The sequence below is a fragment of the Sphingomonas sp. genome, from assembly GCF_045810705.1.
Taxonomy (GTDB): domain Bacteria; phylum Pseudomonadota; class Alphaproteobacteria; order Sphingomonadales; family Sphingomonadaceae; genus Sphingomicrobium.
Genome location: NZ_JBJMVI010000002.1, coordinates 162,458 through 175,057, shown reverse-complemented (window position 1 = coordinate 175,057; position 12,600 = coordinate 162,458). Strand labels below are relative to the sequence as shown.

Below are 12,600 nucleotides of genomic sequence, written 5' to 3'. Positions count from 1 at the left end.
GCGTCAACTGCGCGCTAGCCGATGGCAGCAATCGCGACTCGCGCTTTCGCGCATTTTCCCGCGAGTGCCGGGGCCCTGTCCTCTCCAATATGGGGGAGGAGTAATCTACATCAGGATGATGGACGAGTTCAGTTGATCCGGGTCAGCAAGTGCGCTGCTTCGGCTTTGCTTCGGGTCTGCGTCTTTGCCAGCAGCTGCTTCTGATGTGAGCGTACCGTGCCGACGCCGATTGCGAGTTGCGCGGCGATCGTCTGATCCGAAAGCCCTCTCATCGTCAGCATGGCAACGCGGGTTTCCATGGGCGTGAGACCGAACATCTCGCGCCAAATTTCCGGACACCCATCGGTCGATCTGTCCGAATCATGCAGTGTCGCAATGAATGTGGCGCCGCCATGCACGCCCCGCCGGAAGGAGGCCGGCGTCCGAGAAACCTCGATAACGTAAGGGAACCCGCCAGACGGCCGACTTACGGCCATTTTGGAAGCGCCGTTCCCGCTCGAGGGATCGGGCTTGAGGACACGCTGCAGCAGTGAGTCGAACCCCTGCTTTTCTGCGGAGCGGGCGAATGTCATTTTGCCGCTCGCCCACGCAATGCCGTCGTTGCGTGAGCAGAGGCGGTGCGCCGCATCACTGGCCCAGCAGATGCTGCCGTCGGCGGCGAGCAGCAACACGGCGTGTTGCTGCTCATTGACCACATGTTCCAGCCCCTCGCGCTGGGCTCGAATCTCTCCGAATTGAGACGTCAGCCGAAAGAGGTTGCGGACGTGCGGCGCCAGAATATCGAATTGGGCGCGCTCGCGTGGCCGGCGTTTGAGGCCCGACGGCATATGAAACGCCCACCCCGCAACCACACCCCCACCAAGATCAGTCGACCGACCGATGCGACGGTCAACACCCGCGGAACTCCTTATCCAATGTGCGTAGTCATTCTTGGCGAGCTCAGCGGTCGATATGAGTTCATGCGTCTCTGTCGTTCTGTCCGTGACCGATGCCGCCCGCAGAGCATAGTCGTGGCGCCACATCTCTTCTCGAAACTCACGCAGCGTATCTTCACGGACTCCGAAGCCGCCCTCGAACAGGAATGGGGTGCGCACCGCGTCTCCCGACGCTCCTCTGCGAACGACGTACCAGAAGGCGAGGGTTGCACCGAGGCGGGCCGATAGGTTGCCCATGACGTGGGGAACGGCGTCGTCCTCGCCGACGGCATCGTAGATCGACCCAATCAGTGCGAAAGCGTCTTCAGCCAATTCAGCAACGCCTCGTGCGTGGCTCGATAATACCCAACATCCCCTGCCCCCAAAGGAATTAAGAAAACTGTCGTTAACAACCTGACAGATAACGCAGAAGAAATCGAGTCCTCTGGAAGAGAGGCACGACCGGGGCAGGCTGCGAGCGTCAGTTTACTGTCGACGACATTAGATTCGCGGTGGGCCGGCAATCTGCGACCAACGACAATCTGTCGTTTGCTTCTGCCACGATTTGGGCAGCGGACCTTTCTGGACCGTCGATCGTCATGTGGGCGTCCGTTGGCAGCATAACGTCGTAGCCAAGTGCGGCTGCCCCCTCGCATGCGGCGCTGATGCAATATTCCGTCTGCATACCTGTGATGCACAACTGCCTTATGTGCTGGGCCTGGAGCCAAGCGTGGAGTTGCCCGTCCTCAAAGGAATTGAGCACGTTCTTCTCTAGGTAGAAGGCCGCACGACGGCCGCGCAGGGGCTCTGCCAGTCGCCAGCCCGCGCTTTCTCGATCGAGTATTGTGCCGGGTTCGGTCCAGTGTTGGACGAAGACGGTTGGCCAGGAATGGGCCTCGGCCCAATCCAACAATTCGGTGATCCGCGTCGATACCAACCCCATCGCCGCCCGCGGCGCCGCATCGCAAAGAGCCTGCTGCAGGTCAATCACAACCAGCGCGGTCTGCTGATCAGATCGTGTAATGTCTTGGTCCGCGTGCACGAGGTGACGACCCTTCCCATGTGGACGAAACCATCTTGGCAACGACATCACAAGTCGAAATTTCGGTCCGCCCTGTGATCAAAGGGCATCGACAAAGCGCGAGGACCTAGTGTCAGCTTTCCACCCAACGCAGACATTAGCGATCTGAACGTCTGCCGGCGAAAATTCGCTCGACTCGATAGAGAGAGGCGACAATCATTGCCGGATGAATGCCGAGCAGCGAACGCAAGTTCGCAGGAATCTTGAGTACCGGTCGGCCACTGCGAAGCGGGAGTTCGAGGAACGCCGCGCGGCCACCTACGCCGACCACTCGGCAAAAGGGTGCTTGCAATCAGGTGGGACGATCCGCGCCGTCATTCGGATCATGGAAGAGATTGGAGCGGCATTCCTCACGGAAAGCATTGAGCAAGTCAGCGCCGTTGCACAAGATGTGGAAGCGTTCGCGAGTCTCCAGGCTGGTTTCGAGGATTTTTGGAACCTGTTAGCGTCTGAACTGGCATCGACCATCAACATGGCGTCCGGTCGTCATGTGACTGATGATTCGTACGCCAGGTGCCCGACCTGCTGGTGATCAACGACGAGGCGCATCACGTCCGGCGGGAGACCGACTGGTGGGCCCAGATCGCGGACCTCGACGCCGGCTTGAAGCGCAAGAGCGAGGGAAAGGGCCTCGCGCTGCAGCTTGACCTGACCGCCACCCCACGCGGCAATCGCGGCGGCATCTTTCCGCAAACGATCTCCGACTATCCACTGGTCGAAGCAATCGCGCAGGAAGTGGTCAAGACGCCCGTCCTTCCCGACGCCGCGAGCCGGGCGCGCCTGACCACGCGACCAAGCGACGATTACACTGAGCAATTCCGCGATCACCTCGAACTTGGCGTGATCGAATGGCGCAAAAGCTACGAGGAACTGGAAAAGGCCGGCAAGAAATCGGTGCTGTTCGTGATGACCGACGTCACTGAGAATTGCGACCGGGTCGCGGAATGGCTTGAGCAGCACAATCCCGACCTGCGCGGGCGAGTCTTGGTCATCCACACCAACAAAAGCGGCGAGATCAGCGAATCGGCCAGCGGGAAGGCTTTGAAGGAACTCAACGAGCTGCGGCGCGAAAGCCGCGAGATCGATAGCTGGGACAGCAAGTATCGCGCTGTCGTTTCGGTGATGATGCTGCGCGAAGGGTGGGATGTGCGTAACGTGACCACGATTGTGGGCTTGCGCGCCTATGTAGCGCAGTCGAACATCTTGCCCGAGCAGACGTTGGGGCGCGGTTTGCGTAAAATGTTTTTCGGCACCGGGCGCGGCGAGAAGGTCAGCGTCCTCGGCACGCCTGCCTTCCTCGATTTTGTCGAGACGATCCGGAATGAAGGCGTCGAGCTTGAGACCCGACCGATGGGCCCGGCCTCTCCGGGCAGCGGACCGATGGTGATCGAGCCTGACAAAAACGACCCAGAAAAGGTCGAGCGGCTCGATATCGAACTACCGAAGCTGAAGGCACGGATTGAGCGCAACATGTTGCGCCTGGAGGAACTCGACGCGGCGACGATCGAAGCGCCGCGCCTGCCGCTAAAGATCTTCACGCCCGACCAGCAGCGAGAAATCGTGTTTCGCAACATCAATACAGGGGAAGAAAGCCACCGCACTCAACTTGATGCCGGCGGGATCGCCGATTGGCGCAACGCGGTGGGTTGGTTTGCCAAGTCGATCAAGGACGATCTGCGCCTGGTCGGCGGCTTCGACGTGCTGTTCGGCAAGGTGACGGCGTTCGTCGAGGACGGATTGTTCGACCGCCGGGTCGACTTGGACGACCCAAATGTGCTTCGAAACCTGTCCGAAGTTGTCGTCTCGCAGGCGCTAAGCCGGGCCATGAAAGCAGCGATCAACAAGCTGACCGTGCATGACAGCGGGGACGCTCGAATCGTTGAGCGGGTCAAGTTGTCTGAAACGCGGCCCCAGGTCACTCGCCGGCGGCCCGCCTTCCGGTCCAACAAGTCGCTCCTTAATGTCGTCGCCGGCGACAACGCATTTGAGCAGGAATTTGCGGAGTTTCTCGACGCCGCGCCCGACGTGCAGGCATTTTACAAAAACAGCGAAGCCACGAACTTCACACTTGAATACCAAGCGGCCGGCGGCGGCATCATCCGTGACTACCGGCCTGACTTCGTGGCGCGCGACGGCAACGGCGTCGTGTGGATCATCGAAACCAAGGGCCGGGAAGATTTGGAGGACCCGCGCAAGTGGCAGCGATTGAAGCTTTGGTGCGAAGATGCGTCGGCCCAGGATGCGCCAAACCGCTACCGGCCCTTGTTCTTTCGACAGGAAGCGTGGTGTTCGCTGCTGAATCCCGTGCGCACGCTCGACGAAGCGGAAACCGCATTTGGCGCAAAAAGAAACTAGGCATGTTCGCGTGCCGGGGGCCTTTTTGGGGGCCTTTTTCAAAAGCTATCGAAAAACACAACTATTTATCAATTGCTTAGCCTAGACTTTCGAGTCCTCTCCTGGCACCATCGCCGCGCGCAACCTGTCCGAGGACAGCGCGAGCACGGCGATCCAAGCGAAGCGAGACGCTCTGCTCTTGCGCAAGTGACCCGCTCTCCCTTACCGGAGGCCATGAAACCTGCGTTCAATGCCCACGCCGTCGTCGACCAGCTCGCGGCCATCTACGATGAATCCGTCGCCAACCTCCGCGAGGCGCTTGCGCGCTACGTCGAGAACCGCACCACGCCCGATCCGAGGCTGCGGAAAAAGGGCGCCTTCGCCTACCCCGAGCTCAGGATCGACTATGGCGGCAAGATTCCGGCGTCTGCGCCGACGCGCGCATTCGCGCGGCTGAACCAGCCGGGGACCTACGCGACCAGCATCGCCCGGCCCGAACTGTTCCGCGACTATCTCGTCGACCAGCTCGACCATCTCGCCAGGGACTATGACGCCAAGGTCTCGGTCGGCCGGTCGGCGAGCGAGATCCCCTACGCCTATGTGATCGAGAATAGCGGGATCCAGGTCGGCGACATCGGCACCGGCGAGCTGTCGCGATTCTTTCCCTCGAACGAGCTGGTGCACCTCGGCGACGAGATTGCCGACGGCGTGTGGGTCAGCGGACCCGACCAGCCGCGGCCGCTGGCGCTGTTCGACGGGCCCCGGACCGACTTCAGCCTGGCGCGCCTCCGGCACTACACCGGAACCCCGCCCGAGCATTTCCAGCAGTTCGTCCTGTTCACCAACTATGTCCGCTATGTCGACGAGTTCGTCGGCGTGGCGATCGACACGCTGCGGCGCAAGGATTCGCGCTTCACCGCGCTGTCGGTGCCGGGCGCCGTCTATGAGCCGGGCGAGCTCACCGACGCCGAAGCCCAGATCGCCGCCGGCCAGTGGCGGCGGCACCAGATGCCGGCCTATCATTTGATGGCCGAGGACCGCAGCGGGATTACGCTCGTCAACATCGGCGTCGGCCCGTCGAACGCGAAGACGGTGTGCGATCATGTCGCCGTGCTCCGGCCCGAAGTGTGGCTGATGATCGGCCATTGCGGTGGCTTAAGGCCCAGCCAGAAGATCGGCGATTATGTCCTCGCCCATGCTTATCTGCGCGACGACCATCTGCTCGACGACGTGCTCCCGTCCGAGATCCCCCTCCCGGCGATCGCCGAGGTGCAGAACGCTTTGTTCAACGCGACCACCACGATCACCGGCGAGGATGAGGACAGCGTCAAGCGCCGCCTCCGCACGGGCACGGTCGTGACGACTGACGACCGTAATTGGGAGCTGCGCTACGCGGCGTCGGCGCTGCGCTTCAACCAGAGCCGGGCGGTCGCGATCGATATGGAATCGGCGACGGTGGCGGCACAGGGCTATCGCTTCCGCGTGCCCTACGGGACGCTGCTATGCGTGTCGGACAAGCCGCTGCATGGCGAGCTCAAGCTGCCCGGCCAGGCCAACGCCTTCTACGAACGCGCGATCAGCCAGCACCTCAGGATCGGGATCGAGGCGTTGAACCTGCTGCAGCGCGAAGGTGAAGGCCTGCACAGCCGCAAGCTCCGCAGCTTCGACGAACCGCCGCTGCGCTAGCCGACCGACAGGATCTGCCCCGCGTGCGTGACCTCGACCTGGGTCGCGGTTGCACTGCCGACCTTGCCGACCGCGACGCGCCGGACCTGGCCGATCAGCTTGATCGTCTTGCCCAGGAACGCGGCCTTCAGGTCATCGCCATATTTCTTGGTGAGCCCGGGCATCGCCGAGGGACGGATCGACACGCCAAGGTTCGCGGCCGAATGAAAGTCCTTCTCGCTGTCGAGATAATAGCCGCCGCGCGTCTTGGCGGCGCTCTGCACCTTGAACTGGAAGAGCGCGCGAACGGGCTTGGACGAAGCGGCAGCGGCGCGACTGATCGCCTCGGCGGGCGTCAGCGTCGGCAGGTCCTGGCGGACCGCGCCAGCGGGCGCAGCGAGGACAAGGCAGGCGAGCAATATGGTGAGGCGCACGGGCAAGCTCCATCGATCGTTACCCGAGCGCCGCAAGCATGGCGGCTCAACGGGCGCCGATCAAGTGCACCCGGTTCGGCGTCGGCGGGGTCCGTCCCGGAGCAATCCAGGCGACGAGGGCGTCGAGGTCGATGATGTTGTGGTCAGCGACGTCAGTCCCCGCGGTGAATTCGCTAAGGCTGTCGCCTCCGGAGGCGAGATAATTGTTGAGCGCGACGCGATATGGGTCGGCGAGGCCGACGGGCTTGCCGTCCAGCCGCATGTCGACCACGCGGCCAGACGCCGGCCTGGTCATGTCGACCGTGTAGGTGAACCCGGCTGACGGCGCGAGCGCGGCGGGGTTGGTGAAGCCGCTGCGGACAGGGATGGCGTATTGCTGCTCGATCGCGGCTTTGAGCTGGGCGCCGGTCAGGGTCATCACCACGAGATTATTCCCGAACGGCATCATCGCGAACGCCGCGTCGTAACGAATATCGCCGCCGGGAAGATCGACGCGCACGCCGGTGCCGTTGACCAGCGCGAGCTGCGCGCCCCCCTGGTCCGGTGCGCGGGTCGCGGCCAGCATCGAATCGGCGATGAGGTCGGCCGCTGCGCTTTCGCCATCATCGGTGCTGCGGGTCGCCGGCGCGGTGAGATGGCCGACGATCCGGCTGGCGATCGGCTCGACCGCGGCCGCATAGCGGGCGACCAGCACTTTCTCCGCGGCATCCTCACCCCGCTCGCCATTGCCGACGATGACGTTGTGCGCGTCCTGGCCGACCAGCCGGTGCGTCGCGGGATCGAACTCTAGCCTGAGATCGGTGACGAAATAGCCATATTTGCCCGCGCTGGTCAGGAGCCGGCCGTCGGCTACGCCGGGGGTTCCACGACAGACATAGGCCCAATGCGTGTGGCCGGAGATCACGATAGCGATCGCCGGATCGAGGTTCTTGAGGATCGGCTGGATGTCGCCGGTGAAACCGTCGCAGCCGTTGCCGACCGTGAATTGCTTCGTCTTGCCGCCCTGGTGAATCAGCAGCACGATCGCGTCCACGCCTTGCGCCTTGAGCTTCGGGACGAGCGCATTGGCGGTCTCGGCTTCATCCTTGAAGGTCAGCCCCCTGACGCCCGCGGGAGTCACGATATTGGCCGTGCCCTTCAGCGTTTCGCCGATGAAGCCGACGGTGATCGGCCCGGCCGACGTCTGGAAGGTCTTGATCGCGGTCGGGGGGAAGATCGTCTGGCCGTCGGCGCCGACGACATTGGCGGCGAGGTAGCGGAAATGGGCGCCGCCGAACGGCTCGACCGCGCAGGGAATGCGCCGCGTGAACCTGGCGCAGCCGCCCGCCTGCATGCGCTTCAGTTCGTCCGCGCCGCGGTCGAACTCGTGATTTCCGATCGAATTGATCTCGAGATGCAGCAGGTTCATCGCGTCGATCGCCGGCTCGTCGAGGTAATTGGCCGATATCAGCGGCGACGCGCCGATCGTGTCGCCCGCCGAGACGGTGATCGTGTTCGCACGGCCGGCGCGAAGCCCGGCCAGCGCGGCGGCGAGATGCGCGGCGCCCCCGGTCGCGATTTTGCGCTTGGTACCGTCAGCCTCCGTCACCTCGATGGGATCGGGGACCTGCAAATTGCCGTGGAAGTCGTTGAAGGCGAGGATCTGCACCTCGACCGGCGCTGCCGCGACCGTGGGTGCGGGCGGCGCGAGCTGCGCGGTGCACGCAGAAAGAGCGAGTGCCGCAAGCGCGGCGGCAAGGCGGCGGATCATCTAGCGGGCAGCGGCTGCGGCTCGGCGAAGAGAGCGTTGAGATAGGCCGCGAGCCGCACTCCGGCCTTCTGCAGCTGCCGCTCCATCACCGGCTGAAACTTGTACACGTAGGAATAGCCGACGTCCGGAAGCGGCTTCTCCCCTTTCCTGATCTTGCCCGCCGGCTTTTTCGGCTGCGGGAGATCGGCATAGATTTGCTCGCGGACCTGCGCGCTTTCGCTCACCCAATCCCGGGGGTTGATGTCCCACCAGTCGATCAATTGCTGATTTGACGTGTGCCGCTCGAGCTTTGCGGCAAATTCGGTGAACGACAGCTGCTCGTTGTCCGGCATCCCCGAATCCCACACCACATGCAGGTTGGTCGGCTTTCCGAAGAAGGTGACATTGATCTTGCCGCCACCCTCGTCGCCCGGCCGGCCGACATGGAGGGGCTGATGAAGATCGCCGACGAGATGGACAACGAACCGCAGGGCCATCTGCTTGTCGCCAAGGCTCGCTTTCGGATCCTTGAGCACTGCCGCGAAACGCTCGATCGCCTGCAGGGCATCGCCTTCGGGCGGCGCGTGGTCATAGATTATGCCGTTGAAGTCCATGTAGTGCCACGGCACCGAGGTCTTCTGCCAGAAGTCGCCCGGCGCCGAGCGCATCTCGTCGGGCCAGTTGGCGGCTTCGTCGAGGCTCTCCCCCGGGCCGAGGATCTGTTCGATCTGTGCGCGGGCGAGGCCGCTCAGCTGCGTGTCGGCGATCGCGGCGATCACGCGGTGGCCGGTCTTGCCCCAGGCGAGAACGGGCGTGGGGATGAGCGCCGCGGCAGCGGCGACGACTAGCAGATACCGAGCATTCATTCGCGACTCACCCTTCCGTCATGCTGAACTAGTTTCAGCATCCATTTTGTCACCCGCACAGCGCTTCTCGAGGATGGACCCTGAAAACAAGTTCAGGGTGACAGTTCCGGCTAGCCCTGCCTAAGGTCGAATTGATGACAGATGAAGCGCTTATCGCACTTGCCCGCGCGGCGGCGGCCAAGGCCTATGCACCTTACTCGAAATTCCACGTCGGCTGCGCGGTGGAATCGGTCGACGGCGAAGTGGTCACCGGCGCCAACATGGAGAACGCCTGCTACCGGCTCGGCGTCTGCGCGGAGCAGAGCGCGCTGACTGCCGCGCAGCACAGGTTCGGCCTCGACAAGGTCGCCCGGATCGCCGTGGTTGGCGGTGGCGGAGACGTGGTCTGTACGCCATGCGGCGGCTGCCGCCAGGCGATCCTCGAAGCCGCCCAGCTCAGCGGCCGCGACGTCGAGATCTTGTGCGGGAGCGGCGACGGCTCGGCGATCGAGCGCCACACCATCGGCGAGCTGATCCCGTTCGGCTTCGGGCCCGCGAATTTGAAAGCAATCGATTGATTCTAATGTCTGCTTTGGGTGGAAAACGGACATTCGCACCCTAGACTCGCAATCGTGGTGGCCGCGTCGCAAGAGAGGCAGCGTCTCGATGTGCAAGTTCTGCGAACGTTTCTGGCAAAGGTTCTGGCGGCATTCGGATGCGTGGGAGAGGACGCACTCGAATGATCGGGAAATTTGGTCGAAAGAGTCGGACGAAGCCCGAGAAACACTCAACGCAGCAGCCGCCATGAGTGAGACGGACCCCGCCACTTTGAAGCTCTATCTCGATGCAGCGGAGGCAGGATCGGTGATCGCTATGGGAAGAGTCGGATGGCAATACTGGACGGGAACAGGCACCGCCCCCGATCTTGCCAAGGCCCAAGACTATTATCGTCGAGCGATTCAGGGAGGGTCATGGACGGCGACAATCCAATACGCGAGGCTGCTTGATGAACTTGGTCACCATGAGACTTGCGACCAGGTCTTGGAGGACGGTGTCGCCGTCGGGTTCGTGCCGGCCTATTTTTGGCTCGCACGGCTTCGCTACAATCGATCCGGGACTCGCGAGGCGTGCAGAGAAATCAGACCTCTGTTGGAATACGCCGCGAGGGCGGGACATCCCGGAGCAAGGCGCAAACTCTCGCAGTGGATGCTCCTCGGGAGGTTTGGACCTCGGGAGATTTTTCGCGGCGTACTTTTGAACTTTCGATTGGCGCGTGAGTACGCTGGTGAAGCAGCCAAGGGTGACCCTGAGGCAACGGGTGCGTGAGTGCCGCGCTCGCCCGCCCGTAACGGCAGGAATGGGTCGAAAGCGGACATTGCGGCTCAAACCAGCTTGATCTCGCGCAGGCGCTCCTGGAGGTAGTCGTTGGCGGTGATCGGCGGCCACTTCGCCTGCTCCCCCGCGGGCACGGTTTCGGGCAGCGCGTCGATCATGAAGTCCGAACGGAAGTGGAGGAAGAAGGGCATCGAATAGCGCGCCTTGCTCGCTCGATCGGGCGCCGGGTTGACCACGCGGTGAGTAGTCGAGCGGAGCTTGCCGTTGGTCAGCCGCTGCAGCATGTCGCCGATGTTGATCACCAGCTCGCCGGGCCTCGGCGAGACCGGGATCCAGCGGCTGTCCCTGGTCTGGAGCTCAAGGCCGGCTTCCTCGGCGCCGAGGAGCAAAGTGATCGCGTTGATGTCCTCATGCGCGCCGGCGCGGATATGCTCGCCGGTCGGCTCGGGCTGCGGCGGGTAGTGAAGCGCGCGCAGCACCGAATTGCCGTCGCGCACGGCGTCCTCGAAATAGTCCTCGTCGATCTTCAGATAGCGGGCGATGGCCCTCAGGACCTTCAGCCCTGAGCGATCGAAGGTCGCGAACAGCTTAAGGAAGGTATCCTTAAAGCCGGGCACTTCGGTCGGCCACAGATTGTCGGGCATATGGTCGCGGAACCGGTGGCCGGGCGGCAGATCGCGGCCGACGTGCCAGAATTCCTTGAGGTCGTGCGCTTTGCCGCCCTTGGCGGTCTCGATCCCGAACGGCGTGTAGCCGCGCGCGCCGCCGCCGCCGGGGATCAGATATTTGCGTTTCACCTCCTCGGGCAACGCGAAAAAGGCCTTCGCCTTCTCCTCGGCTTGGGCGATCAGAGCGTCGGGAATGCCGTGGTCGGCGACGATCGCGAATCCATATTCCTCGAAGCTGCGGCCAAGCTTCTGCGCGAAGCCCTCTGGATCGCGGTCTGCGTCCTTCAAGGAAACGGACGCAATGTCGTCGGTGATCGTTGCCATGGACCGACTTTATTAGGGAAGCATCAGCGACGCCAGCGCCGCCGACATCAAATTGGCGAGGCTGCCGGCGAGCAGCGCGCGCAAGCCAAGCCTGGCGATCACCGGGCGCTGGTTGGGCGCGAGGCCGCCGGTCACCGCCATCTGGATCGCGATCGAGCTGAAGTTGGCGAAACCGCACAAGGCGAAAGTGACGATCTCGCGGCTGCGCTGGCTCAGCGTCGCCGCGTCCATCTTGCCGAGGTCGATGAAGGCAACGAACTCGTTGAGGACGAGCTTGGTGCCGAACAGGCCGCCGGCGGTGCCGGCCTCGCGCCACGGCACGCCAATGAGGAACATTACCGGCTGGAACACATAGCCGATGATCCGCTGGAAGCTGAGGTCCTGGATTCCGAACCAGTGACCGATGCCGCCGAGCAGACCGTTGGCGAGCGCGACCAGCGCGACGAAGGCCAACACCATCGCGCCGACCGCGACCGCGAGCTTGACGCCGGTCTGCGCGCCCTGGGCGGCGGCCATGATGATGTTGGCCGGCTTGACCCCTTCCTCGAAGGTTTCGGCGACGTCGACCTTCGTGTCTTCGGCCTTGTCCGAATCCGCCGGATCGTCGGGCATGATCATCTTGGCCATCAGGATTCCGCCCGGCGCCGACATGAATGCGGCGGCGAGGAGGTACGGGAGGTAGCTGGCGCCAAGCAGGCTCGCGTAGGCCGCGAGGATGGTCCCGGCGACTCCGGCCATGCCGACCGTCATCACCGTGAACAGGCGTGAGGGCGGAAGCGCCGCAAGGTAGGGGCGGACGACCAACGGCGATTCGGATTGGCCGACGAAGATGTTGGCCGCGGCCGACAGCGATTCGACCCGGCTGATGCCGGTGACCCAGCCGATCGCCCCGCCGACCCAGCGCACGATGCGCTGCATGATCCCGAGATAGTAAAGGATTGCGACGAGGCTCGCGAAGAAGATGATCACCGGCAGCGCCGCGATGGCGAAGGTGTGCGCGAGCGGGTTGGTTTCGCTCGGCCCGAACAGGAATTCGGTGCCCTTGGTGGCATAGCCGAGCAGATCCGCGACGCCGGCCGATAGCGACAGGATCCCGGCGCGGCCCCAGCTCGTCCACAGGACCAGCCAGGCAACGAACGCCTGCAGCGCGAAGGCCGCCCCGACGACGCGCAGGCGGATTGCCTTGCGGTTGGTCGACAGCGCGAAGGCGATCCCGAGAATGACCAGAATGCCGGCGACGCCGAGCAGCGTTTGATTCATGAAAGCCCCTC

General features: G+C 63.4%; 11 protein-coding genes. 4 read left to right on the top strand and 7 right to left on the bottom strand.

The window, feature by feature from the left end; translation table 11 throughout:
* Positions 1-128 precede the first annotated feature (128 nt).
* A complete protein-coding gene (locus ACJ8FR_RS00855) occupies positions 129-1,247 on the bottom strand; it encodes a helix-turn-helix transcriptional regulator (RefSeq protein ID WP_407826707.1) in 1,119 nt (372 codons plus the stop codon).
* A gap of 148 nt (positions 1,248-1,395) precedes the next feature.
* Entirely contained in the window at positions 1,396-1,956 is a 561-nt protein-coding gene (locus tag ACJ8FR_RS00850; protein WP_407826706.1) for an isochorismatase family protein, read from the bottom strand.
* A 205-nt stretch (positions 1,957-2,161) separates the two neighbouring features.
* Between ACJ8FR_RS00850 and ACJ8FR_RS00845 the strand changes: the two genes are divergently transcribed.
* The 3 genes from ACJ8FR_RS00845 to ACJ8FR_RS00835 all read left to right on the top strand — a co-directional run bounded on the left by ACJ8FR_RS00845 (position 2,162) and on the right by ACJ8FR_RS00835 (position 6,015).
* Positions 2,162-2,527 (top strand): hypothetical protein, encoded by a 366-nt coding sequence (locus ACJ8FR_RS00845; protein ID WP_407826705.1) that lies wholly within the window; start codon positions 2,162-2,164, stop codon positions 2,525-2,527.
* Entirely contained in the window at positions 2,509-4,350 is a 1,842-nt protein-coding gene (locus ACJ8FR_RS00840; RefSeq protein WP_407826704.1) for a hypothetical protein, read from the top strand. Before ACJ8FR_RS00845 ends, ACJ8FR_RS00840 begins: the two co-directional genes overlap by 19 nt.
* A 213-nt stretch (positions 4,351-4,563) precedes the next feature.
* Positions 4,564-6,015 carry an AMP nucleosidase gene (locus tag ACJ8FR_RS00835; RefSeq protein ID WP_407826703.1) on the top strand — a complete coding sequence of 484 codons (1,452 nt, stop codon included), beginning with the start codon at positions 4,564-4,566 and terminating at the stop codon, positions 6,013-6,015.
* On the opposite strand, the gene ACJ8FR_RS00830 is transcribed toward ACJ8FR_RS00835, so the two are convergent.
* Genes ACJ8FR_RS00830 through ACJ8FR_RS00820 form a run of 3 tightly spaced genes read right to left on the bottom strand, consistent with a single transcriptional unit; the run spans position 6,012 to position 9,023 of the window.
* Positions 6,012-6,428 carry a hypothetical protein gene (locus tag ACJ8FR_RS00830; RefSeq protein WP_407826702.1) on the bottom strand — a complete coding sequence of 139 codons (417 nt, stop codon included), beginning with the start codon at positions 6,426-6,428 and terminating at the stop codon, positions 6,012-6,014. The genes ACJ8FR_RS00835 and ACJ8FR_RS00830 overlap by 4 nt on opposite strands.
* 46 nt (positions 6,429-6,474) lie before the next feature.
* The gene (locus ACJ8FR_RS00825; protein ID WP_407826701.1) at positions 6,475-8,178 is read right to left on the bottom strand and encodes a bifunctional metallophosphatase/5'-nucleotidase; all 1,704 of its coding nucleotides are present in this window, start codon (positions 8,176-8,178) and stop codon (positions 6,475-6,477) included.
* Positions 8,175-9,023, bottom strand: coding sequence for a S1/P1 nuclease (locus ACJ8FR_RS00820; protein WP_407826700.1), 849 nt, complete (start codon positions 9,021-9,023; stop codon positions 8,175-8,177). Before ACJ8FR_RS00820 ends, ACJ8FR_RS00825 begins: the two co-directional genes overlap by 4 nt.
* Positions 9,024-9,157: 134 nt before the next feature.
* On the opposite strand from ACJ8FR_RS00820, the gene cdd reads away from it, so the two are divergent.
* Positions 9,158-9,580, top strand: a complete 423-nt coding sequence (cdd, locus tag ACJ8FR_RS00815; RefSeq protein WP_407826699.1) for a cytidine deaminase — start codon at positions 9,158-9,160, stop codon at positions 9,578-9,580.
* An 804-nt stretch (positions 9,581-10,384) separates the two neighbouring features.
* Here the strand turns inward: cdd and ACJ8FR_RS00810 are convergent.
* Positions 10,385-11,329 (bottom strand): isopenicillin N synthase family dioxygenase, encoded by a 945-nt coding sequence (locus tag ACJ8FR_RS00810; protein WP_407826698.1) that lies wholly within the window; start codon positions 11,327-11,329, stop codon positions 10,385-10,387.
* A 12-nt stretch (positions 11,330-11,341) separates the two neighbouring features.
* Complete coding sequence (locus tag ACJ8FR_RS00805) at positions 11,342-12,589, bottom strand: NupC/NupG family nucleoside CNT transporter (protein WP_407826697.1); 1,248 nt, start codon at positions 12,587-12,589, stop codon at positions 11,342-11,344.
* Between the last annotated feature and the right edge of the window lie 11 nt (positions 12,590-12,600).

Bases quoted from the DNA above. Each gene is read 5' to 3' on its own strand.
- cdd (WP_407826699.1), top strand. From the start codon at position 9,158: ATGACAGATGAAGCGCTTATCGCACTTGCCCGCGCGGCGGCGGCCAAG.
- ACJ8FR_RS00805 (WP_407826697.1), bottom strand. From the start codon at position 12,589: ATGAATCAAACGCTGCTCGGCGTCGCCGGCATTCTGGTCATTCTCGGG.
- ACJ8FR_RS00825 (WP_407826701.1), bottom strand. From the start codon at position 8,178: ATGATCCGCCGCCTTGCCGCCGCGCTTGCGGCACTCGCTCTTTCTGCG.
- ACJ8FR_RS00835 (WP_407826703.1), top strand. From the start codon at position 4,564: ATGAAACCTGCGTTCAATGCCCACGCCGTCGTCGACCAGCTCGCGGCC.
- ACJ8FR_RS00810 (WP_407826698.1), bottom strand. From the start codon at position 11,329: ATGGCAACGATCACCGACGACATTGCGTCCGTTTCCTTGAAGGACGCA.
- ACJ8FR_RS00820 (WP_407826700.1), bottom strand. From the start codon at position 9,023: ATGAATGCTCGGTATCTGCTAGTCGTCGCCGCTGCCGCGGCGCTCATC.
- ACJ8FR_RS00845 (WP_407826705.1), top strand. From the start codon at position 2,162: ATGAATGCCGAGCAGCGAACGCAAGTTCGCAGGAATCTTGAGTACCGG.